The organism is Streptomyces sp. NPDC032721, assembly GCF_055579625.1.
This window is the reverse complement of record NZ_JBVIMX010000004.1, coordinates 239,321-261,364: the sequence shown is the minus strand read 5'-3', so window position 1 is coordinate 261,364 and position 22,044 is coordinate 239,321. Positions and strand designations below refer to the sequence as shown.

General features: G+C 71.0%; 20 protein-coding genes. 16 read left to right on the top strand and 4 right to left on the bottom strand.

Annotated elements, in window-relative coordinates; all coding sequences use genetic code 11:
- Positions 1-168 precede the first annotated feature (168 nt).
- From ACZ5PB_RS11395 to ACZ5PB_RS11385, 3 genes are all read left to right on the top strand, one after another.
- On the top strand, positions 169-1,002 hold the full coding sequence (locus ACZ5PB_RS11395; protein ID WP_468689968.1) for a glycerophosphodiester phosphodiesterase: 834 nt from the start codon (positions 169-171) through the stop codon (positions 1,000-1,002).
- A gap of 53 nt (positions 1,003-1,055) precedes the next feature.
- A complete protein-coding gene (locus tag ACZ5PB_RS11390) occupies positions 1,056-1,658 on the top strand; it encodes an ATP-binding protein (protein ID WP_468689966.1) in 603 nt (200 codons plus the stop codon).
- 119 nt (positions 1,659-1,777) lie between these two features.
- Positions 1,778-2,746 carry a DUF5926 family protein gene (locus ACZ5PB_RS11385; protein ID WP_468689965.1) on the top strand — a complete coding sequence of 323 codons (969 nt, stop codon included), beginning with the start codon at positions 1,778-1,780 and terminating at the stop codon, positions 2,744-2,746.
- A 255-nt stretch (positions 2,747-3,001) separates the two neighbouring features.
- Here the strand turns inward: ACZ5PB_RS11385 and ACZ5PB_RS11380 are convergent, their stop codons facing one another.
- The gene (locus ACZ5PB_RS11380; RefSeq protein ID WP_468689963.1) at positions 3,002-3,544 is read right to left on the bottom strand and encodes a hypothetical protein; all 543 of its coding nucleotides are present in this window, start codon (positions 3,542-3,544) and stop codon (positions 3,002-3,004) included.
- Between the two features lie 244 nt (positions 3,545-3,788).
- Positions 3,789-4,478 carry a bifunctional DNA primase/polymerase gene (locus tag ACZ5PB_RS11375; RefSeq protein WP_468689961.1) on the bottom strand — a complete coding sequence of 230 codons (690 nt, stop codon included), beginning with the start codon at positions 4,476-4,478 and terminating at the stop codon, positions 3,789-3,791.
- A gap of 520 nt (positions 4,479-4,998) precedes the next feature.
- Between ACZ5PB_RS11375 and ACZ5PB_RS11370 the strand changes: the two genes are divergently transcribed.
- Both ACZ5PB_RS11370 and ACZ5PB_RS11365 read left to right on the top strand, forming a co-directional pair.
- A complete protein-coding gene (locus tag ACZ5PB_RS11370; protein ID WP_468689959.1) occupies positions 4,999-6,462 on the top strand; it encodes a PP2C family protein-serine/threonine phosphatase in 1,464 nt (487 codons plus the stop codon).
- Between the two features lie 162 nt (positions 6,463-6,624).
- Entirely contained in the window at positions 6,625-8,121 is a 1,497-nt protein-coding gene (locus ACZ5PB_RS11365) for an aminopeptidase P family protein (protein ID WP_468689957.1), read from the top strand.
- A 40-nt stretch (positions 8,122-8,161) separates the two neighbouring features.
- Here ACZ5PB_RS11365 and ACZ5PB_RS11360 read toward each other — a convergent pair whose 3' ends face one another.
- A complete protein-coding gene (locus ACZ5PB_RS11360; RefSeq protein ID WP_468689955.1) occupies positions 8,162-8,623 on the bottom strand; it encodes an ATP-binding protein in 462 nt (153 codons plus the stop codon).
- A gap of 261 nt (positions 8,624-8,884) precedes the next feature.
- Between ACZ5PB_RS11360 and ACZ5PB_RS11355 the strand changes: the two genes are divergently transcribed.
- From ACZ5PB_RS11355 to ACZ5PB_RS11305, 11 genes are all read left to right on the top strand, one after another.
- The gene (locus ACZ5PB_RS11355) at positions 8,885-9,778 is read left to right on the top strand and encodes a hypothetical protein (protein ID WP_468689953.1); all 894 of its coding nucleotides are present in this window, start codon (positions 8,885-8,887) and stop codon (positions 9,776-9,778) included.
- Positions 9,779-9,902: 124 nt separating this feature from the next.
- The gene (locus ACZ5PB_RS11350; RefSeq protein ID WP_468689951.1) at positions 9,903-10,706 is read left to right on the top strand and encodes a YcnI family copper-binding membrane protein; all 804 of its coding nucleotides are present in this window, start codon (positions 9,903-9,905) and stop codon (positions 10,704-10,706) included.
- Between the two features lie 28 nt (positions 10,707-10,734).
- Positions 10,735-11,397 carry an SCO family protein gene (locus ACZ5PB_RS11345; RefSeq protein ID WP_468689950.1) on the top strand — a complete coding sequence of 221 codons (663 nt, stop codon included), beginning with the start codon at positions 10,735-10,737 and terminating at the stop codon, positions 11,395-11,397.
- Positions 11,394-11,936 carry a copper chaperone PCu(A)C gene (locus ACZ5PB_RS11340; protein ID WP_468689948.1) on the top strand — a complete coding sequence of 181 codons (543 nt, stop codon included), beginning with the start codon at positions 11,394-11,396 and terminating at the stop codon, positions 11,934-11,936. Before ACZ5PB_RS11345 ends, ACZ5PB_RS11340 begins: the two co-directional genes overlap by 4 nt.
- Before the next feature lie 17 nt (positions 11,937-11,953).
- Positions 11,954-13,963, top strand: coding sequence for a copper resistance CopC/CopD family protein (locus ACZ5PB_RS11335; protein ID WP_468689947.1), 2,010 nt, complete (start codon positions 11,954-11,956; stop codon positions 13,961-13,963).
- A 5-nt stretch (positions 13,964-13,968) separates the two neighbouring features.
- The gene (efeB, locus tag ACZ5PB_RS11330) at positions 13,969-15,285 is read left to right on the top strand and encodes an iron uptake transporter deferrochelatase/peroxidase subunit (RefSeq protein ID WP_468689945.1); all 1,317 of its coding nucleotides are present in this window, start codon (positions 13,969-13,971) and stop codon (positions 15,283-15,285) included.
- A 56-nt stretch (positions 15,286-15,341) separates the two neighbouring features.
- Complete coding sequence (pheA, locus tag ACZ5PB_RS11325) at positions 15,342-16,277, top strand: prephenate dehydratase (protein ID WP_468689943.1); 936 nt, start codon at positions 15,342-15,344, stop codon at positions 16,275-16,277.
- A 561-nt stretch (positions 16,278-16,838) separates the two neighbouring features.
- Entirely contained in the window at positions 16,839-18,116 is a 1,278-nt protein-coding gene (gene serS / locus ACZ5PB_RS11320; RefSeq protein WP_468689941.1) for a serine--tRNA ligase, read from the top strand.
- Positions 18,113-18,964, top strand: coding sequence for an HAD family hydrolase (locus ACZ5PB_RS11315; protein ID WP_468689939.1), 852 nt, complete (start codon positions 18,113-18,115; stop codon positions 18,962-18,964). Before serS ends, ACZ5PB_RS11315 begins: the two co-directional genes overlap by 4 nt.
- 159 nt (positions 18,965-19,123) lie before the next feature.
- A complete protein-coding gene (locus ACZ5PB_RS11310) occupies positions 19,124-19,798 on the top strand; it encodes a FadR/GntR family transcriptional regulator (RefSeq protein ID WP_468689938.1) in 675 nt (224 codons plus the stop codon).
- Positions 19,799-19,874: 76 nt separating this feature from the next.
- Positions 19,875-21,146 carry a CynX/NimT family MFS transporter gene (locus ACZ5PB_RS11305; RefSeq protein ID WP_468689936.1) on the top strand — a complete coding sequence of 424 codons (1,272 nt, stop codon included), beginning with the start codon at positions 19,875-19,877 and terminating at the stop codon, positions 21,144-21,146.
- 168 nt (positions 21,147-21,314) lie between these two features.
- On the opposite strand, the gene ACZ5PB_RS11300 is transcribed toward ACZ5PB_RS11305, so the two are convergent.
- Positions 21,315-22,034: an ABC transporter permease gene (locus ACZ5PB_RS11300; protein WP_468689934.1), complete on the bottom strand. Its 720-nt coding sequence runs from the start codon at positions 22,032-22,034 to the stop codon at positions 21,315-21,317.
- Between the last annotated feature and the right edge of the window lie 10 nt (positions 22,035-22,044).

The window sequence follows — 22,044 nt, the reverse complement described above, 5'->3', positions numbered from 1 at the left end:
CACTGTAAGCGGGACCTGTGCGTCCGCACGTCATCCTTTATTCCGGACCAATGGGACGCATCCGCTGGCCCTCGGGTGGCGGCCGAACGGCTCCGGAATGCCCACCTCCGAGGTCCTGGCGACGGCCTTTCGCCTACACCTGCCCCGTGTCGGTGACACCATGTCGCGGTGACCCACGCACGACAGCAGCGCATCCAGGTAGTCGCCCACCGCGGAGCCTCCGAGGACGCTCCCGAGCACACCCTCGCCGCGTACCGGAAGGCGATCGAGGACGGGGCGGACGCCCTGGAGTGCGATGTGCGGCTGACCGCCGACGGGCATCTCGTCTGTGTCCACGACCGGCGGGTGAACCGTACGTCCAACGGCCGCGGCGCGGTCTCCGCACTCGAACTGGCCGACCTCGCCGCCCTCGACTTCGGCTCCTGGAAGGGCCGCGAGGAGAGCGCCGAGAGCCCCGACTGGGATCCGGGCCGGGGCTCGGGCCCCGGCGAGCTCACCTCCGTACTGACGCTGGAGCGGCTCCTCGAACTGGTCGCGGACGCGGGCCGTCCGCTCCAGCTGGCCATCGAGACCAAGCACCCCACCCGATGGGCGGGCCAGGTCGAGGAGAAGCTCCTGGAGATGCTGAAGCGGTTCGGGCTCGACGGCCCCCCGAAGGAGCAGGGCGCGCCGCCGCCGGTCCGGATCATGAGCTTCTCGGCCCGCTCGCTGCACCGCGTCAGCCTCGCCGCCCCGGCCATCCCGACGGTCTACCTGATGCAGTTCGTGACGCCCCGGCTGCGCGACGGACGGCTCCCGGCGGGCGCGCGCATCGCGGGCCCCGGCATGCGCATCGTGCGCAACCACCCCGGGTACATCGCCCGGCTGCACCGCGCGGGACACCGGGTGCACGTGTGGACGGTGAACGAGCCGGAGGACGTCGATCTGTGCGTACGCCTCGGAGTAGAGGCAATCATCACCAACCGCCCCAAACAGGTACTCGCCCAACTCGGGCGCCTTTGAGACCCGTTACGGGGAGTGCCCCGGCGCATCCGTACCGTATTCGATCGTGCCGAGTGCATCACTGGCCAAGGCTTGGCCGGTTTCCGGTCCAGGCCATTGGGGAATTCACACCTCGCGTGGGGGCGAAGGAGGTCTCGGGGGTGGCGTTGATGGAGGCACAGGAGGTGCCCACGTCGTCGTGCATGGCCATTCCGCATGGTCCTGCTGGCGTGGGAACGGCCAGACACCAGATGCGTGCAGAGTTGCGCACAAAAGGGGTGTCCGAATCGGTCGTTGATGATGCGGTACTGGTCCTTTCCGAACTACTGAGCAATGCCTGCCGGCACGGCAGGCCACTGGGCGCGGCAGAGGTCGGCGACGGTGACGTCCGCGCCGCGTGGGGGGTCGATCCGACGGGACGGCTGACCGTGGAAGTGACGGACGGTGGCGGTCCGACCCGCCCGGTTCCGGCCACTCCGTCGGTCACCGCCCGGGGCGGTCGTGGGCTGACCATCATCAGCGCGCTCGCCAAGACCTGGGGCGTACGGGACGACCGGGCGTCGGGCGAGGTGACGGTGTGGGTGATCCTCGACGGCAGCCCCCGGCACAGCGACTTCGCTACGCGCGTCGCACCACCGGCCCTGGACTTCGCGGTCCCGTTCGACGAACTGGGCTGAGTCCAAGGCGGCCCCACCAGAAGACCCGGGCGGCCCCCGCAGGGCCGTCCGAAGGGCAGTGCTCCCCATTGCGGCTAGGCTCGCGCCGACACCGCACTGCCGCAATGGGAGAAGCACGCATGGCCAAGAAGCGCCCGCAGACCAAGTCCGCCAAGCCGCAGACCGCCAGCAACGAGCCCGTGCCGGTGGTCGGGGCGCGCGAGCCCTGCCCGTGCGGTTCCGGCCGCCGCTACAAGGCGTGCCACGGCCGTGCCGCCTCGCACGCCGTCACCGAAGTGGTCCAGCGCCCCTTCGAGGGCCTGGCCGGCGAGTGCGACTGGGTCGCGCTGCGCGAGCTGGTCCCGGCGGCGACCGTCGAGCTCTCCCTCAAGGGCGGGCTGCCGGAGGGCGTTCCGTCGGTGACGCTCGCGACCGTGCTTCCGATGGCGTGGCCCGCGCTGCGCCGCGAGGACGGCTCCGTACTCCTGGGCCTGCAGAACGACACCCTGTCCGGCGACCTGAGCCGTGGCATGGCCGACACCCTGCAGCGTGCGCTGACGGCCGAGCCGGGCAACCCGGTCGCCGCCGGCAAGCCCGCCGCCGACGGCCCGCGCCTCCAGGACCTGCTGGACGCGGACGCCGGTTTCGAGCCGAACGTCCACACCGGCTTCGAGTTCTGGGTGCCGGACAGCGAGAACGCCTCCGCCGAGGTGACCGCCTCCCTGGAGCGGGCCAACGCCGCCGCGATCCCGACCGTACGGCTGACCGGCGTGGACGCCGCGTACTGGTGCGAGACGCCGGAGAAGAACCACCTGCGGTGGGCCATGCCGCACCCCGAGGAGAAGCTCCTCGACGCGCTCGCCAGGCTGCACGCGGCCGGTGAGTCCTCGCTCGGCGAGGACACCCGTCTGGTCGGCTCGTTCCGCGCGCACGGCATCATCGTCCCGGTCTGGGACCTGCCGAGCGCGATGACGGCCGAGCAGTGCGAGAAGCCCGCCGCCGAGTTCGCCGAGCGGCTGGCCGGGGCGCTCGCCTCGGACGCCCCGCTGACGTCCGAGGAGCGCCGCGCGCGCGGCGGCCTCACCAACCGCCAGGTGACCCTGAGCTGACCCCCGGCCGAGGAGTCGCCCGGCCCCTCGGCCGACCCGTCCGTTGCACAGCGCACAACGGGACGGACGGGACATGGTGACCCCGGTCACAACTCCCCGTACTGGCCGGTAAATCGCTGTCTGAATACACGAGATCGAATTTGCGAACAGCAGATCTCTTGTTACCGTTCTAGGAGCCCGGTCGCTGGTGCATCCCCCGTCGCCAGCGATCGGGCCTTTCATTTCTCCCGCCCCGTACGGCTGAAGACTCGCCGATCAACGGGTGTCCGGGTCAACCGAGTTGCTGCCGGACCTCAAGAGCAGTGGACCGTCCTTCGGGCCCGCGAATTCCGAAACCGCCGTGTACCCCGTGTACCCCGTGTACCCCTCCGGCGCGGTCCCGCGCGCCGGCTCGCGGGGCGTCTCGCACAGCCCCGGCTCGTCCTCCGCGCCCACAGCGCACCGCATCCGTACGGTGCGCCCGGCCGGCCCCATGAGGCTGAGCAGGGCGTCCAGTTCCGCGCCCGTCGCGTTCCGGTAGTACGTACGCGCCCAGGTTTCACGCCCCTCCGTGAGTACGCAGGTCTGGGCCTCCACGCCCTCGGGGGAGACCACTTCGGGTCCGCACCGCGCGTGCGCGCGCCCGTGGAGCGCCTTGGGATCGTCCTCCGGGGCGCCGCCCACAGCCTCCTTCGCCACGGAGCCCGGCGCGGCCTCCGCAGGGCCGGGTGCGGCCCCCTCCGAATCCGCAGGTCCGGCCGACGCACCCGCGAACGGCAGGAGAACGGTGAACACGACGACGGCCGAAAGCCCGATCATGCGGATATTCAAGGGGAGCGCCCACCTGTCATCTGCCGGGAAATTCGTGACGGTGGGCCGAAGATATCCACGGATGGCGCGCGCCTTGTCGGCCGCGCGCCCAATTCCGCTGAACTCGCGGCGTCTCACACCCTTACGAGTGAGAGCCACGGGACGGTTAACACCACAGGGGTCCGCCCGGGCCCGGCGAACCCCCTGGGGCCCACTCGCGCCCTATGCGCGAGTGCGCCCGCACAAACCTCATTCAGTACGCGAGCCTGCTCCCGCCGCCCGGCGCACCGCTGCTCGCCACGACCAGGGCGTCCAGCACCGTCTCGACGTCCGGCAGCCACGGCCGACCGTCCCTGGCCAGGGTGGGTTCCCGCTCCCACCGCACCTTCCCCACGCCCGTCTCCGAGGTCGGCAGCACCAGGTAGCCCCCGTCCCCGTGGAACCTGAGCGAGGAGGGCACCCGGTCCTTGGCGTACAGCAGTTCGCCGAGCCTCTCCAGGGAGTACGGGGCCACCATGAGCGACCACCGGGTGGGTGTCGCCACGACGGGCCCGAGCCGCACCCCCATCCGGTCCAGCGCGACCAGTGCCCGCGCACCGGCCAGCGCCGGCAGGCTGAGCGCGCAGGGGGCGTCGCCCCCGGTGGCCAGCAGTACCGGTGCCGCCGGACGGGACTCCCACCACCAGCGCACCATGCGCGCGTCGGTGGTGGCCGCGAGCAGCCCCGGGTCGAAGGGGTGCGCGCCGGGCACCGCGCACTCGGGGTCGGGACAGGCACAGCTCCGGCCCGTGCCGGAGCGGCCGTCGGCTGCCGTCGCCAGGCCCACGCCGGGAAGCACCGGCCACTGCCACGCGGTGGCGCAGTTCAGCGCCGTACCGGGTGGGGCTGGCCGCTCGCTTCGCCGGAACCGGAGCCTGCGTCGCCTTCCGAGGATCTCGCGCATGAGCGCTCGTTCCTTTCCGTTGAACGCCGAGGTCCACATCGCACCATGTGCATCACTTCACTGCGCGTACAAAAAGACGTGCCGAGCCACTGAGCAGAACGGACGAGCACCGAACAGGACAAGCACTGAACAGACTGCGGTACGGCAGCCTTCGAGGGCCGGGCGTGGAACGTGGCGGAGGGTGGCGCGCACTGGGCGCTTACCCGTCCCGCGGGACGTCGCCGGAGCTTTTGGTCGTGCTTGGACTTACCCGTCGCACTTTCCCTGGTGCTTCCCCGCTGACTCGGGGACCGTGCCGGGCCCACAGCGGATAGGACGCCTGCGCCCGCCGCCGGGTTCCGGGCCGACGGCGGCACGGCCGCAGTCCCCCGGTCATCACCGAGTCAGATACCCAGCACCGCCGATATGACGCGCTGTCGATCCCCCTCAGTCGACCCCAAATACCCGTCGGGGACTGCATTTTTACGCCAAGTTGGTATTCCTCTGATTCCTCAGGGACACCATGAATCCCCCCAGGACAATGCTGGACATCCACTCACATGTGCGTGTAGATGTGGATCCATTAATAGCGGCGCAGAATGACATGGGGGTTTGCGATGCTATTGAGCGAAACGCACCAGGCGGAAAGCCGGCTGACATGAGCGCCCCGAACGTGCCGAAAGTGGCCGGAATCGATCCCATGGTTCCGCCCCCCGCGCAGACTCCCGCGCCTGCGGGAGCCGTGATCCAGGACCGGCTGGCCGGCTGGGTCTCCGACCTCACCACCCTGCACGAACTCACCGAACGCCTGGTGGGCACCGGTGCGCTGGACGAAGCGCTGCACGCCGTGGTGCGTGCCGGAGCCACCCTGGTCGGGGCCCGCCGGGGCCTCGTCGTCCTCGAACCCGCCGACGGACTCGGCCCCGTGAGCACCGTCGGACTGGGTCTGTCGCACGCCGAACTCGGCCACATCGAGACGGTGCCGCGCAGGGCCGCCGCCGAGGGCGCGCCCGAGGGCACCGCCCCGGGGCCGGATCTGTTCCGTTCCAGCCCCGATCTGTTCCGCGAGGAGGGGCTCGACCCGCTGCACCGCGAGGTCGCCGCCCGCCTCGGCTACGCCGCCAGCCACGCCCTGGCACTGACCGGCCCTTCGGGCACCCTCGGGTCGGTCGTCTGGCTGTACGACGAACCGGCCGAGCCGGTGGAGCGCCAACGCCATCTGGCCGGCCTCTACATCCGGTACGCCGCCGAGCACCTGGCCCGTCTCGTCGAGCTGGAGCGGGCACGCGCGCGTGTGGCGATCCTGACCGAGGAGCTGCTGCCCAGCCGGCTGCCCCGGGTCTCCGGCGTACGGATGGCGGTCCGGCACCGCACGGGGCCGCGCGGCGGCGGCGACTGGTTCGACGCGCTGCCGCTGCCCGAAGGGGCGCTCGGCCTGGTCGTCGGCTCGGTCACCGGCACGGGCCCCGGCGTGACGGCCGCCATGGGCCGGCTGCGGGCGAGTCTGCGGGCGTACGCCGTCATGGAGGGCGAGGACCCGGTCGCCGTACTGTCCGATCTGGAGCTGCTGATGCGGCTGACCGAACCGGCCAGATCGGCCACGGCACTGCTCGCGTACTGCGAACCGGCCAAGCGGAAGATCGTCCTCTCGGGCGCCGGGCACTGCCCGCCGCTGATCGTCGGCGAGCGCAGGACCGAGTTCGCGGAGACCTCGCTGTCCGCGCCGCTGGGGATGCTGTCCTGCTGGGAGGCGCCCAGCGTGGACATCTCGCCGGAGCCGGGCGAGACCGTGCTGCTCTACACCGAAGGACTGCTGCACCGCACCGGCGACCCCATGGACCGGGCCTTCGCACGGCTGCACGCGGCGGCGGCGAGCGTGCCCAGGACGATCCGCGAGGATCCCGGGGCGATCGCCGACCACGTCCTGCGGACGGTGCTGCCGGACGGGCTCGACGCGGTGGACTCGGCCTCGGACATCGTGCTGCTCGCGGCCCGATTCGACTGACCGGCGGCGATCCGTACCCTGTGGCCGCTTTGGGCCGGTCGTCGCGTGCGACTGTTTTCTCACAGTTATCCACAGGCTGGGGACCCTTTGTCCGCACGGACATACGATGGAGGGCCAGGAGGCGGGAAACCCCTGGCCCTGTGTCGTATGAGGAGACGTGTCGTGTCTGAGGAGCTCAAGCCGGAGAACCCGGAAGCCGTGGATGCCGAGTCCGCAGAAGATGCGGAGGAGGAGACTCCCAAGCAGCGCAAGAACGGGCTGTACGGGGGCGTGTCCGACGAGCTCGCCGAGAACATGAAGTCCGGCTGGGCCGACACCGAACTGCGCGACCTGAAGCCGATCGCCCAGGCGCCGTTCACCGCCGCCCGCCGCGCCGCGCTCTCCGCGCGCTTCCCCGGCGAGCGCCTGGTCGTTCCCGCGGGCAACCTCAAGACCCGCTCGAACGACACCGAGTACTCCTTCCGCGCCTCCACCGAGTACGTGTACCTGACCGGCAACCAGACCGAGGACGGCGTCCTGGTCCTGGAGCCGACCGAGACCGGGCACGACGCGACGATCTACCTGCTGCCGCGCTCCAACCGGGAGAACGGCGAGTTCTGGCTGAGCGGCCAGGGCGAGCTGTGGGTCGGCCGCCGCAACTCTCTGTCCGAGGCCGAGCTGCTGCTCGGCCTGCCCGCCAAGGACGTCCGCGAGCTGCCCGGGGCGCTGCGCGAGGCCACCGGCCGGGTGCGCACCGTGCGCGGGCACGACGCGGGCATCGAGGCCGCCCTCGCCGACAAGGTCACCGCCGAGACCGACGAGGAACTGCGCGTCTACCTCTCCGAGGCACGCACGGTGAAGGACGAGTTCGAGATCGGCGAGCTGCAGAAGGCCGTCGACTCGACCGTGCGCGGCTTCGAGGACGTCGTGAAGGTCCTGGACAAGGCCGAGGCCACCAGCGAGCGCTACATCGAGGGCACGTTCTTCCTGCGCGCCCGCGTCGAGGGCAACGACCTGGGCTACGGCTCGATCTGCGCCGCCGGCCCGCACGCCACCACCCTGCACTGGGTGCGCAACGACGGCGACGTCCGCTCCGGCGAACTGCTGCTGCTCGACGCCGGTGTGGAGACCCACTCCCTCTACACCGCCGACGTCACGCGCACGCTGCCGATCAACGGCACGTTCACGCCGCTCCAGAAGAAGATCTACGACGCGGTGTACGAGGCCCAGGAGGCCGGTATCGCCGCGGTCAAGCCGGGTGCCGCGTTCCGCGACTTCCACGACGCCTCGCAGCGCGTGCTCGCCGAGAAGCTCGTCGAGTGGGGCCTCGTCGAGGGCCCGGTCGACCGCGTCCTGGAGCTCGGCCTGCAGCGCCGCTGGACCCTGCACGGCACCGGCCACATGCTCGGCCTGGACGTCCACGACTGCGCCGCCGCGCGCACCGAGGCGTACGTCAACGGCACGCTGGAGCCGGGCGTCTGCCTGACCGTCGAGCCCGGCCTGTACTTCCAGGCGGACGACCTGACCGTGCCCGAGGAGTACCGGGGCATCGGCGTCCGGATCGAGGACGACATCCTGGTCACCGAGGACGGCAACCGGAACCTGTCGGCCGCGCTGCCGCGCCGCTCCGACGAGGTCGAGGCGTGGATGGCCGCCACCAAGGCCGCCAAGGCCGCCTGATAGCCACCCGCAGTACCGGGGGCGCGTTGCCCGGGGTCCTTCAGGACGCCTGGAGCAGCGCGCCCTCGCGCCATTTCAGGATCTTGTCGAACGTCACCACCGCGCCCCGCCCCGGCCGGGGCCGGTTGCGGAAGTGGACGTGGTCGGCGAGCTGCTCGATCAGGCAGAGGCCCCTGCCGTTCTCGCGGGTGTGCGGGACCCGGGACGGTGGCGCGCCCCGGCGGCGTACCGGAGGAAAGCCGGGACCGGAGTCGGTGACCTCGATGCGGCACTTCTCGCCGTCCAGGTACGCGGTCACCCGGTACTCCGCGGCGGGCGTGTCCGAGGTGTCGTCCCCGCCGTGCTCGACCGCGTTCGCACAGGCCTCGGTGAGCGCGACCGACAGGTCGTAGGAGATGTCCGGGTCCACTCCCGCGGTCTCCATGGCGCCGAGCAGTAGGCGGCGGGCGAGCGGAACGCTCGCGGCTTCGCGCCGCAAGTGGAGTGACCACCAGATGCTCATGCTCCAGCCTCCTGGCTGCGGCTCGACATACGACTACGTATTGCCGCTCCGGGTGGTCGGTAAGCCAACAATCGGGGTGAGAGCGCTCGTTCGGCGGCTGTACGCACCCCGCACGCCGGTGTACGGGGAGTTCCGTCCGGTCCCGTTCCGGGTTTCGCGGCGGGCGGCGGAGCAGGGCGACTTCCGCGACGTAAGGGACGATCGGGAGCTTGTGGACCTGCCGGGCCGGGGAGGGGGGCGCAGTGCGATGATGGCTCCGCCATGTCCCAGCCCGTCCTGCCCGTCGCCCCGCGCGACGCACGCCACCGAGCCGCCTCGCGGCTCGCGAGGGCCGCGGTGTTCACCGCGGTCTGCGTCGTGCTGTCCGCGACCGGGCACGTGCTGGGCTCGACGGCGACCGTGCCGTGGTGGACGCTCGCGGTGGCCTTCACCGGAGTGTTCGCACTGGCCGCGCCGTTGGCCGGACGCACCCGTTCGCTGTCCTCGATCACCTTCGCGCTGACCGCGGGACAGCTCGGTCTGCACGCGGTGTTCGGCCTCGGCCAGCAGCACTCGGCTGCCGTGTCCGGCGGCGAACAGAGCCCGCTGGGCCCGCTCGCCGCCCAGCTGATGTGCGGCGGCAACACGGGAATGAGCGCGGCCGAGGCCCGCGACGTCGTGGCCACGAGCGGAATCGGCCCGGCAGCGGGCGGCCACTCGGGGCACGCGCTGGGCACCGGCTCGACCGGAGCATCGGCTTCCGGGTCGTACGACGGCTACGGCGCCCTGGGGACGGGCGGTGGACAGGACGGTGCCGCCGCAGCGGCCGACTGTCTGCACTCGCTGGTCCCCAGCCTCCCCATGCTGCTCGGCCATCTGCTCGCGGCGCTCGCCACCGGGTGGCTGCTGCGCCGCGGTGATCTCGCGCTGCGGCGCCTCGGCGTGCTCTCGGCGTTCCGCGCCCAGGAGGTCGCGGCGGGGGCGCTCATGGGATCCCTGCGCGCCGCACTCTCCCTCGTACGCGCCCTCCTGGCGGGTCTTCCCGGGGCGCCCGCGTGCGGTCCCCGGCCGGTGCCCGCCCCCTTCCTCGTCCCCGTACGGACGGACGAGGACGGTCTGCAGCATTCGGTGATCAGGCGCGGGCCGCCCGCGCCGGCGTACTCCCTCGCCGCCTGACGCGACCCCCACCACCCGTTCCTCTCGGACGCGGGCACGGAGCGGGTCGCGGATCCGGCGCGCCCCGCCGTGCGCGGGCGCGCCCCTCACCCAATTCGCTCCTGCCTCTGTGGGGTTCACAACCATGAACGCTTCACGTATCTCCCGCGCCTCCCGTACCTCTCGTACGCCTCGCGCCACTCGCCTGTCCCGGGTCGCCGTCGTCGGGGCCGCTTCCGCCGCCTCCGTGGCGCTGCTGGCCGGGCCCGCCTTCGCGCACGTCAGCGTGCAGCCCGTCGGCCCTGCCGCCAAGGGCGGTTACGCCACCGTCAACGTCAAGGTCCCCAACGAGCGCGACAACGCCTCGACCGTGCAGCTCGAAGTGACCTTCCCGGTCAAGGACCACCCGCTCACCTCGGTGATGCCGCAGGCCGTGCCCGGCTGGACCGTGAAGGTCGAGAAGGCCAAGCTGGACAAGCCGCTGAAGGTGCACGGCAAGGAGATCAAGGAAGCCGTCGAGAAGATCACCTGGACCGGCGGGAAGATCGGCCCCGGCGAGTTCCAGCAGTTCCCGCTCTCGCTCGGCCAGCTCCCCGAGGACACCGACGAGCTCGTGCTCAAGGCGATCCAGACGTACGACAACAAGGAAGTCGTGCGCTGGATCGAGGCGCCCAAGGAAGGCGCACCTGAGCCGGAGTCCCCCGCTCCCGTCCTCAAGCTCACGGCACCCGCGGGCGACGGCCACGGTGCCGCCAAGGACGCGGCGGCCTCGGGCGACGACAAGTCGGCGGCCGACAAGTCCGCCAAGTCCGCGGAGAAGGACACGAAGACGACCGCCGCGGCCGACAGCAGCGACACCACCGCCAGGGTGCTCGGCGTCGTAGGCATCATCGTGGGTGTCGCGGGTGTGGCTTTCGGCGTTCTCGCCGGCCGCCGCCGCGCCGCCTGACCCACCCCCTCGAAGCATCAGGATTTCCATGCGCAAGAAGAACGTGCTGGTCGCGGCGGCGCTCGTCGCCGCGGCCACACTCACCCTGTCCGCGTGCGGCGGCGACACCTCCAAGGACGGCAGTCAGTCCGCCGCCGAGGTCTCCACGCCCACCAAGGCCAAGGCCGGAACGGTCCTCGACCGGCCGTACACCAAGCCCAACCTCGTGCTCACCGACACCCACGGCAAGAGCTACGACCTCCGCGAGGCCACCAAGGGCAAGCCGACGCTCATCTACTTCGGCTACACCAAGTGCCCCGACGTGTGCCCGCTGACGATGAGCAACATCGCCGTCGCGTTCAAGAAGCTCTCGAAGGCCGACCAGGAGAAACTCCAGGTCATCTTCGTCACCACCGACCCGAAGCGGGACACTCCGAAGGAACTCGGCAAGTGGCTCAAGGGCGCGGGCGACCCGAAGTTCATCGGGCTGACCGGCGACTTCCCGACCATCCAGGCCGGCGCACGCCAGATCGGCGTCAGCATCGAGCCGTCCACGACCGACAAGCAGGGCAACGTCACGTCCATGCACAGCAAGCAGGTCATCGCGTTCTCGCCGAAGACGGACGCGGGCTATCTGCTGTACACCGACGAAGCCACCCCCGAGGACTACACCGCCGATCTCCCGAAGATCGTCAAGGGAGAAAACCCGTGAACCGCCGCACCACCCTCACCACCCGCACCGCTCGCACCACCCGCGTCGCCGGTCTCGCCGCCATAGCCCTCGCCGGCTCGCTCGCCCTCACCGGCTGCGGCGGCGACACAGGCGACAAGCCGACGACGAAGACCACCGACGTGCCCCGGCCCGCCGACGCCAAGCCGCACCTCGCGGTCGCCGGAGCCTTCATCCCGGAACCCGCGATGGCCGACATGGCCGGCGGCTTCCTCACCGTGAAGAACAGCGGTGCGGTCGCCGACAAGCTGACAAAGGTCACTGCCACCGGCTTCGCCGGCAAGGCGGAGATCCACGAGACGACGGGCGGGAAGATGCGCGAGGTGAAGTCCTTCGACGTCCCCGCGAACGGCTCGCTCGACCTCAAGCGCGGCGGCAACCACATCATGTTCCTCGACGTGAAGAAGAAGCCGAAGAAGGGCGACAGGATCGCCGTCGAGCTGCACTTCGAGAAGTCCGGCACGCTCAAGGTCGAGATGCCGGTCGAGGCCGCCACCCACAACCCGCAGCAGCACCACTGAGGGGCTGAGCGCACACCATGACGGACACCGCCCCGAGCCTTCGGACACCGGTCCGGACCCCGGCCGCGCGCGCACTGCTCGCCGCCACCCTGCTGCTCGGCGCACTGCTGGCACTGCTCGCGGGGGCCACCCCCGCGAGCGCGCACGCCGCGCTCACCGACAGCAACCCGAAGGACGGGGCGGTGCTCGCCACCGCCCCCAAGAACGTCACTCTCAACTTCTCCGAGCAGATCGCGCTCGGCGACGACGCCATCCGGGTCCTGGACCCCACCGGCAAGCGCGCCGACACCGGCGAGACGCTCGACCTGTGCAGCGCGAGCGTCATCAAGTACGGCATCGCGCTGCGCGACGGCCTGCCCAACGGCACGTACACCGTCGCCTACCAGGCCGTCTCCGCCGACAGCCACCCCATCTCGGGTGCCTTCACCTTCTCCATCGGCGCCCCCTCGAAGAGCAGCGTCGACCTGCCCTCCCAGGAGGCGGGCGGCGGTGTGGTCGGCGCGCTCTACGGGATCGCGCGGTACGCCGCCTACGCCGGGTTCATCGTGCTGGTCGGCGGTGCCGCCTTCGTGCTGGCCTGCTGGCGGCGGGGTGCGGCCGAGCGGCCGATGCAGCGTCTGGTGGTGCGCGGCTGGCTGGTGCTGGCGGCGTCCACCCTCCTGATGCTGCTGCTCAGGGCCCCGTACACCGGCTCGGGCCAGCTGTCGGACGTCTTCGACCTGGCCGCGCTCAAGACCGTACTGACGACGAAGACCGGGGCCGCGCTGGTGTCGCGGCTGCTGCTCCTCGGTGCGGCCGCGCTCTTCGTGGCGGTGCTCTTCGGGGCGTACGCGCGCAAGGCGGCCGACGGCGATGCGGACGGCGGTCAGGCGGGCGACGGCGATCAGGCAGGCGACGCCGACCAGGAGGACGAGGACTCCTCCCACAAGGACCTCACCTTCGGCCTCGCCCTCGGCGGCGGGGTCGTCGCGGCGGGCATCGCCGCGACCTGGGCCATGTCCGAGCACGCCTCGACCGGTCTGCAGCCGGGGATCGCGATGCCCGTCGACGTGCTCCACATGCTGGCGGTGGCCGGCTGGCTGGGCGGGCTCGCCGCACTGCTCGTCGCGCTCTACCGCTCGCCGTCGCTGGAACGTACCGCCGTACGGAACTTCTCCCGGTTCGCCTTCAGCTGCGTCGCCGTACTCGTCGTGACCGGCGTCTACCAGTCCTGGCGTCAGGTCGGCTCCTGGGCCGCGCTCTTCGACACGACGTACGGACAGCTGCTGCTGGCGAAGATCGCGCTGGTCGCGGTCATGGTCGGCGGCGCCTGGTACTCGCGCCGGTGGACCGCGCGGCTGGCGGAGGGCCCGGCCCCGGAGGCCGAGGCCGCCGCCGTGCTGGAAGCGCGGGCCGCCCAGGCCGGACCGAAGGCGGAGCCGGAGCCCGAGCCGGTGACCGTGCCCGAGGACCCGAAGCGGGCCGCGCAGCTCGCCCGGCAGCAGGCCGCCATGAGCACCGCGCTCGCCAAGCGCGTCCGCGACGCCGACCCGGAGCGGTCGGGACTGCGCCGCTCGGTCTTCGTGGAGGCCGGGGTCGCGGTGGTCCTGCTCGCCGTCACCACCGTCCTGACCAGCACCGAGCCGGGCCGCACCGAACTCAAGGAGGCGGGCCGGGGCACCAGCGCCGCACCCGCGGTGCCCGACCGGCCGGTCGACCTCAGCATCCCGTTCGACACCGGCGGCGAGGGCGGACAGGGCACCCTCCGCGTCCAGATCACCCCGGGACGCACCGGCAGCAACGCCCTGCACGTCTGGGCCGAGTCGACCGCGCGCAAGCCGGTGGACGCGCCCGAGCTGAAGGTCGCCCTCACCAACGAGGAGAAGCAGATCGGCCCGCTGCCCGTCGTGCCCGACAGGCTGGCGCCCGGACACTGGAGTGCGAACGGGGTCCAGATCCCGATGGCCGGGACCTGGAAGCTGGACGTGACGATCCGTACCTCCGACATCGACCAAGTGACCGTGAACAAGAACGTGAAGATCGGCTGACCGGCGTGACCGAGACCCCTACCTCCTCCCCTTCCCCCTCGTCCCCGGCATCCGCCTCGTCTCCCGGAGCGGCCGGGCCGGACGACGCCTCGGCCGGGATCTCGCGGCGGCGGCTGCTCGGCACGGCCGGTGCCGCCGGTGCCGCCGGGCTCGTCCTGGGTGCGGCGGGCGGCGCCGGCGTCTCCGCCGCGGTCTCCTCGGACGACGAGGGACCCGCCGCCCTGTCGACGGTCGGCTCGACCGCAGCGATGTTTCACGGGAAACATCAGGCCGGCATCACCACGCCCCTCCAGGCGCGCGGCCACCTCATCGCCTTCGACCTGGCTCCCGGCTCCGGCCGCAAGGAGGCCATGACGCTGCTGCGCCGCTGGTCGGCGCTGGCCGCGGAGCTGATGGCGGGCAGGCCGCTGGCCGGGGCGGACACCGGCGTCGCATACGACGCGGGCCCGTCCTCGCTCACCCTCACCTTCGGGTTCGGCCGGACCTTCTTCGACCGCACAGGCCTGACCTCCAAGCGCCCCACGGCCCTGGACCCGCTGCCGGACTTCTCCTCCGACCACCTCGACGCCCGCCGCAGCAACGGTGATCTGTGGGTGCAGATCGGCGCGGACGACGCGCTGGTCGCCTTCCACGCGCTGCGCGCCGTGCAGAAGGAGGCCGGTGACGCGGCCAGGGTGCGCTGGCAGATGAACGGCTTCAACCGTTCGCCCGGCGCGACCGCCTCCCCGATGACCGCCCGCAACCTGATGGGCCAGGTCGACGGCACGGGCAACCCGAAGCCCTCGGAGCCCGACTTCGACCGGCGGATCTTCGTGCCGGAGAACGGCGACCCGGCGTGGATGGCGGGCGGTTCGTACGCGGTCGTACGACGCATCCGCATGCTCCTCGACGACTGGGAGCAGCTGTCCAGGGACGCCCAGGAGCAGGTGATCGGGCGGCGCAAGAAGGACGGTGCCCCGCTGACCGGCGGCGACGAGCACACCGAACTCGCCCTCGACAAGGTCTCCCCCAACGGCCGGCTGGTCATCGCCGCCGACGCGCACTCCCGGATCTCGGCACCCGAGCAGAACAGCGGGGCCGCGATGCTGCGCCGCCCGTTCTCGTACCACGACGGGATGTCGGCGGAAGGGGTCCCCGACGCGGGGCTGCTGTTCATCTGCTGGCAGGCGGACCCGATGCGCGGCTTCGTGCCCGTACAGCGCAAGCTGGACCGGGGAGACGCGCTGTCGAAGTTCATCCGGCACGAGGCGAGCGGACTGTTCGCGGTACCGGGCGGAGCGTCGAAGGGCGAGTACGTGGGACAGCGGCTGCTGGAGGGATAGGCGGGAGTCCTGAGACGGTCGGGCAGGCCGCTCGTACGGGCTACTAGGGTGACCGTATGTCAGCGACGCGCTACGCCTATCTCGGCCCCGAGGGCACCTTCACCGAGGTCGCCCTCCGCACTCTCCCCGAAGCAGCCACCCGTGAGCTCGCCCCGATGGTGTCGGTGCCGGCCGCGCTGGACGCCGTCCGCAGCGGGGAGGCGGCGGCTGCCCTGGTCCCGATCGAGAACTCGGTCGAGGGCGGCATCACCGCCACGCTCGACGCGCTGACCTCGGGCGAACCGCTGATGATCTACCGCGAGGTGCTGCTGTCGATCCGCTTCGCGCTGCTGGTGCGGCCGGGGACGAAGCTCACCGACATCAAGACGGTCACCGCGCACCCGGCCGCTCAGCCGCAGGTGCGCAACTGGATCAAGACGAACCTGCCGGACGTGGTGTGGGAGTCGTCCGCGTCCAACGCGGACGGTGCCCGGCAGGTGCAGGAGGGCCGGTACGACGCGGCTTTCGCGGGGGAGTTCGCGGCGGCGACGTACGGTCTGGAGCCGCTGGTCACCGACATCCACGACGCGGTGAACGCGCAGACCCGCTTCGTCCTGGTGGGCCGGCCCGCCAGGCCGGCCGCGCCGACGGGTGCGGACAAGACCTCGGTGGTGATCTGGCTGGGCCCCGACCGCCCGGGCGCGCTGCTCGAACTGCTCCAGGAGTTCGCGGTACGCGGGGTGAACCTGATGCTCATCCAGTCGCGGCCGACCGGCGCGGGGATCGGCAACTACTGCTTCGCGGTGGACGCGGAGGGGCACATCTCGGACCGGCGGGTGGGCGAGGCCCTCATGGGGCTGAAGCGGATCGCGCCGAAGGTGCGGTTCCTGGGGTCCTACCCGCGGGCCGGGGTGGCGGTGGAGGACGTGCCGGAGCTGCGGCACGGGACGTCGGACCGGGAGTTCGTCGAGGCGTCGGACTGGCTGACGCGGTGCCAGGACGGTCGGGCCTGAGCCGCCCGCGAAGCGGCCCCCACAGGTTTCCACAGAGTTATCCACAGGGGGCCGTCTCCACTTGGGGACAAGTCGACAACGTATTGCGACATGGTCGACAAATCGCCCTCAAGGCCACTCATCCCTCCACAGGGCGACAGGTCCCGCCACGTCAGCCCAATCGCCTCGATCAACTCTTTCGAGAGGGCAATTCCCACTCGAACGAGTGCGTGGAGGCGGTTTGGCGAGGGAATCCTTCGCCCCAGATGCACCTTTCGGAATGTTCCATTCCGGCATCCACAGTTCTTTCGCACACCCTGTGGATAACTTTTCGGAACCGCACAACCCTGTGGACAAGGGGTCTCAACTCCCGCCCCGCGCAAGGGAGAAGAGTCAAGGCGACGCCGTCACACTGCCCCGTTCCGGGGTAATGTGCCCGATTTCATTGACGCACCGAAGCATCCTCGGCGAACCCCTAGCGCCACCCCCGCACCGTATTCCCAATTCCGGCAATACGGTCAAAAGAGAGCGCGCCGGGATATCAGGTCGAGTCCCCGAAGCAGTCACCGGTAGCCTGGTGGGGTGATTGACCTTCGCCTGCTCCGTGAGGACCCCGACCGTGTTCGCGCCTCCCAGCGCGCCCGTGGAGAGGACGTCGCGCTCGTCGACGCCCTGCTCTCCGCCGACGAGCGGCGCAGGTCGTCCGCCGTCCGCTTCGACGAGCTCCGCAACGAGCAGAAGACGCTCGGCAAGCTCATCCCCAAGGCCTCCGGCGACGAGAAGGCCGAGCTGCTGAAGCGCACCGGCGAGCTCTCCGCCGCCGTGAAGGCCGCGGACGCCGAGCAGAACGAGGCCGCCGAGGAAGCGCAGCGCCTGCTGCTCCAGCTCGGCAACATCGTCCACCCCGACGTCCCGGTGGGCGGCGAGGAGGACTTCGTCGTCCTGGAGACGCACGGCACGATCCGCGACTTCGGTGCCGAGGGCTTCGAGCCCAAGGACCACCTGGAGCTCGGCGAGGCGCTCGGCGCCATCGACGTCGAGCGCGGCGCCAAGGTGTCGGGCTCGCGCTTCTACTACCTCACCGGTGTCGGCGCACTGCTGGAGCTCGCCCTGGTCAACGCGGCCATCGCGCAGGCCACCGAGGCCGGCTTCATCCCGATGCTCACTCCCGCGCTGGTGCGCCCGCGCGCCATGGAGGGCACCGGCTTCCTCGGTCAGGCCGCGGAGAACGTGTACCACCTGGAGAAGGACGACTACTACCTGGTCGGCACCTCCGAGGTCCCGCTCGCCGCGTACCACATGGACGAGATCATCGACGCGGACAAGCTGCCGCTCCGGTACGCGGGCTTCTCGCCGTGCTTCCGCCGCGAGGCCGGCACGTACGGCAAGGACACCCGGGGCATCTTCCGGGTGCACCAGTTCGACAAGGTCGAGATGTTCTCCTACGTGAACCCGGAGGACGCGGATGCCGAGCACCTGCGTCTGCTGGAGTGGGAGAAGCAGTGGCTGACCGGTCTTGAGCTGCCGTTCCAGGTGATCGACGTGGCCACCGGCGACCTGGGCTCCTCGGCTTCGCGGAAGTTCGACTGCGAGGCGTGGATCCCGACCCAGGGCAAGTACCGCGAGCTGACGTCGGCCTCCAACTGCAACGGCTTCCAGGCCCGCCGCCTCTCGGTCCGGATGCGCGACGGCAAGAAGGTCCAGCCCCTCGCGACGCTGAACGGCACCCTGTGCGCCGTACCGCGCACGATCGTGGCCATCCTGGAGAACCACCAGCTGCCGGACGGTTCGGTACGCGTTCCCGAGATGCTGCGCCCGTACCTCGGCGGCCGAGAAGTCCTGGAGCCGATCGCCAAGTGAGCACCATCGCCCCCGACACCTCCGGCGGTACGGGCTCGCCCGCTCCGTTCCCGTACCGGCTGATCGCGACGGACCTCGACGGCACGCTGCTGCGCGGCGACGAGACGGTCTCCCGGCGCACCCGCGAGGCACTCCTCGCGGCCACCGCCGCGGGTGCCGCCCACATCGTGGTGACCGGACGGTCCGTGGCCTGGACGAAGCACATCTTCGAGGACCTCGGCTACGAGGGCCTCGCGGTGTGCGGGCAGGGCGCGCAGGTCTACCACGCGGGCGAGCAGCGGCTGCTGACCTCGGTCACGCTGGACCGCCAGCTGGCCGGGCTCGCACTGTCCAAGATCGAGGCGGAGATCGGTCCGCTGGCGCTGGCCGCCAGCCGGGACGGCATGGACGGTGCGGTACTGATCGGACCCGGCTACCGGGTGCAGGAGGGCCCGCTGCCGTACGTGCCGTTCACCGACCCGGCCGAGGTGTGGGCGGCACCGCTGACCAAGCTGTACATCCAGCACCCCGGACTGTCCGACGACGACCTCGCGAAGGTCGCCCGGGAGACGGTCGGCAACCTGGTGGACGTGGTCATGGCGGGCGAGGGCGTGGTGGAACTCCTTCCGCTGGGCCTGAGCAAGGCGACCGGCCTGTCCCTGGCGGCCCGCCGGCTGAAGATCAAGGCCGCCGAGACGATCGCCTTCGGTGACATGCCGAACGACATTCCGATGTTCGGCTGGGCCGGGCACGGCGTGGCGATGGCGAACGCGCACGACACGCTGAAGTCCGTCGCGGACGAGATCACCGCCTCCAACGAGGACGACGGCATCGCCGTGGTCCTGGAGAACCTGCTCAAGCAGCCGTAGGGCTCAGGGGGCCGCACCGAGGTGCGGCCCCCTCCCCTTTAGGGCTTCCCATTTAGGGGCCGCTTACATCTATCCCCGATTCAGTCGTAGGATGACTGGGCAACCGGGCGAATGGCCTCGTCCGGCCCAGAAACCCCACAGGGAAGCGGGTCCAACTCCGTGGCACTCCAGGCAGCAGGGCGGAAGTCCCTGGTGGACACGGTCGTGGAGCAACTCCGCGACCAGCTCACCGACGGCGAGTGGTCCGTCGGCGACCGCATCCCCACCGAGCACGTCCTGGCCGAGCAGCTCGGCGTCGGCCGCAACACCGTGCGTGAGGCGGTACGGGTGCTGGTGCACGCCGGACTCCTGGAGTCGCGGCAGGGCAACGGCACCTTCGTCCGCTCGACCGCCGACCCCGCGGCGGTGCTGCGCGGCATGCAGCACGCGGGTGTCCTGGACGTACTCGAACTCCGGGTGGCCCTGGAGGCGGAGGCCGCCCGGCTGGCCGCCGTACGCCGGGACGAGGACGACCTGCGCGCCCTGCGCGAAGTGCTCGCCACACTGCACGAGCAGGGCGACCGGGCCGCCGACGCCGACCTCGACTTCCACCGCGGCGTCGTCGCGGCCACCCACAACTCGGCGTTCACCGAGGTCTACCGGTTCTTCTCCGCCCAGGTGCACGAGTCCCTGGTCACCGCGCTCGGCGACCACGAGATGCCGCCCATCGACCTGGCCGCGCACACCGCCCTGGTCGACGCCGTCGAGAGCGGCGACCCGGCGGCGGCGGAACAGGCCGCCCGCGCCCTTCTCCAGGTGCCGATCGACGTGATCCGCGCACTCGTCGGCCGCTGACTCCGCTCCCCCCTTCCCTCCCCTCACTTCTTCTTCTCCCCTCACTTCCTCCTTCCCTCCCCGAAAGGTGCCTGCTTTGTCACGCCCGGATGCCGATCAACTCCTGCTGGATGCCAAGGCCGACGTCCGGCCTTCCCCACAAGGGGTCGCCGCACGGCGGGCGTTGCTGGCGCATCCGGTACTGCTGCTGGTCGGCATCGTGCTGGCCTCCCTCAACATGCGGGCCGCCCTGGCCAGCGTGTCCCCGCTGGTCGGTGAGATCAGCGAGACCTTCGATCTGTCGTCGACGGCCACCAGCCTCGTGACCTCCGTGCCGGTGCTCTTCCTCGGTGTCGGAGCGATGATCGCCCCGTGGCTCGGCCGCCGCTTCGGCACCGAACGGGTGCTGTTCGCCGCCCTGTTGCTGCTCGCCGTCGGCATCCTGGTGCGGGTCCTGCCCGCCGCCCCCACGCTGTACGGCGGCGGTCTGCTGATCGGTGTCGCGATAGCCCTGCTCAACGTGCTGATGCCGGGGCTCATCAAGCGGGACTTCCCCGACAGGGCCGCGTCGATGACCTCGGTCTACACCGGCTCGATGATCACGGGCGCCACCCTCGTGGCCGCCACCTCCGTACCGCTGGAGAAGGCGTTCGGCGGGAGCTGGGAGGCGTCCATGGCGTTCTGGTCGCTGCTGGCCGCCGTGGCGGCGGTGGCCTGGCTACCCCAGGTGCTGATCGCCCGCGGCCGTACCGGACACGAGCACCGCGTCGCCCCGGTCGCGGCCGGCGGCGCCGCTCCCAGGAGCGTGTGGCGGTCGCGACTGGCCTGGCAGGTCACCCTCTTCATGGGTCTGCAGTCGCTGTGGTCGTACGTCCTGATCGCCTGGATGCCGACGATCTTCACCGATCACGGGATGAGCCGCTCCACGGCCGGTGTGGTCTTCGCCTTCAACAACCTGATCCAGGTCGCGGGCGCCTTCGGTGTGCCGCTGCTCGCGGGGCGGATGCGCAGTCAGCGCCCGCTGATCGTGCTGGTCACCTCTCTGGTCGCGGCCGGTTACGTCGGCCTGATGGTCGCGCCGGTGTCGGGCGCATGGCTGTGGTCGGGGATCCTCGGCATCGGGCAGGGCGGTGCCGTGGGTCTGGCGCTGACGCTGATCGTGCTGCGCTCCGGCGATGCGGTGACGGCGGCCCGGCTCTCCGGGATGGCGCAGACGATCGGCTATCTGCTGGCCGCGGTGGGCCCGTTGGCGGCGGGCGCCGTGTACCAGGTGACCGGCAGTTGGACGGTGCCGATCGCCCTGATGCTGGGCGTGTGCGCGGCGGCGCTGGTGGTGGGCCTGTTCGCGGCCCGGGACCGCAAGGTCTGACCTCGTAAGGTCTGGCCCTCGCGCGTTCCCGCTGGTCGATCGCTCTTCACTGTCCAGGTTTCAAGATCCAAGGACTCAGGGCCCGTTCACCGGAACCGGAAGCGCCCCCGGCTCGTATCTGACATACGAATCGGGGGCGCTCCCTGTTCCCGCAAAAGCCGCGAACGGCTATTCATCACCCGCAAGAGTGAGCGACCGCAGCTTCTGGCCCGCGTACCAGGTGGCCAGACCCGTGACCGCGACCAGCAGGACGACCGCCATCGGCAGGCCGACCTCCGAGGTGACGGCTCCCGGCCCGCTGACCTTCTCGGCCAGCGCCAGCGACCACTGCTGGACACTCAGCGTCCGCGCCCCCGGCACCAGGCTGCCGAACAGGGCCTCCCACACCAGCGCGTACACCAGCCCGAAGACCACCGCGTGCCGGGAGATCGTGCCGAGGAGGAGGAAGACCGCGCTGTAGGCGATGGAGGCGACCAGAGCGGCGATCGTGTAGGCGACGGCGATCTGGCCGCCGTTGCCGTTGAGGATCAGCCCCGCGATCAGGGTGGGGATGGCGGAGAACGCCATGGTGACGGCGATGGCCACGATCAGCTTGGTGAAGATGATCGTGGGGCGCTTCACCGGCTTCGCCAGCAGATAGACGATCGAGCCGTCGTCGATCTCCGGGCCGATCGCGCCCGTACCGGCGATGACACCGATCAGCGGCACCATCGTGGCCAGCGCGAAGCCGCCCAGCACTCCGTTGGTGACGCCGTCGTCCGCACCGACGAGCACCCGCACCGCGACCGCGATGAGGATGAGCAGGGCGGGCAGTACGAAGAGGATGGCTGCCCGGCGGCGGCCGAGGAGGGCCCGGTAGGTGAGCCGGGCGACTGTGGGTTCGTACATCGCAGCAAGC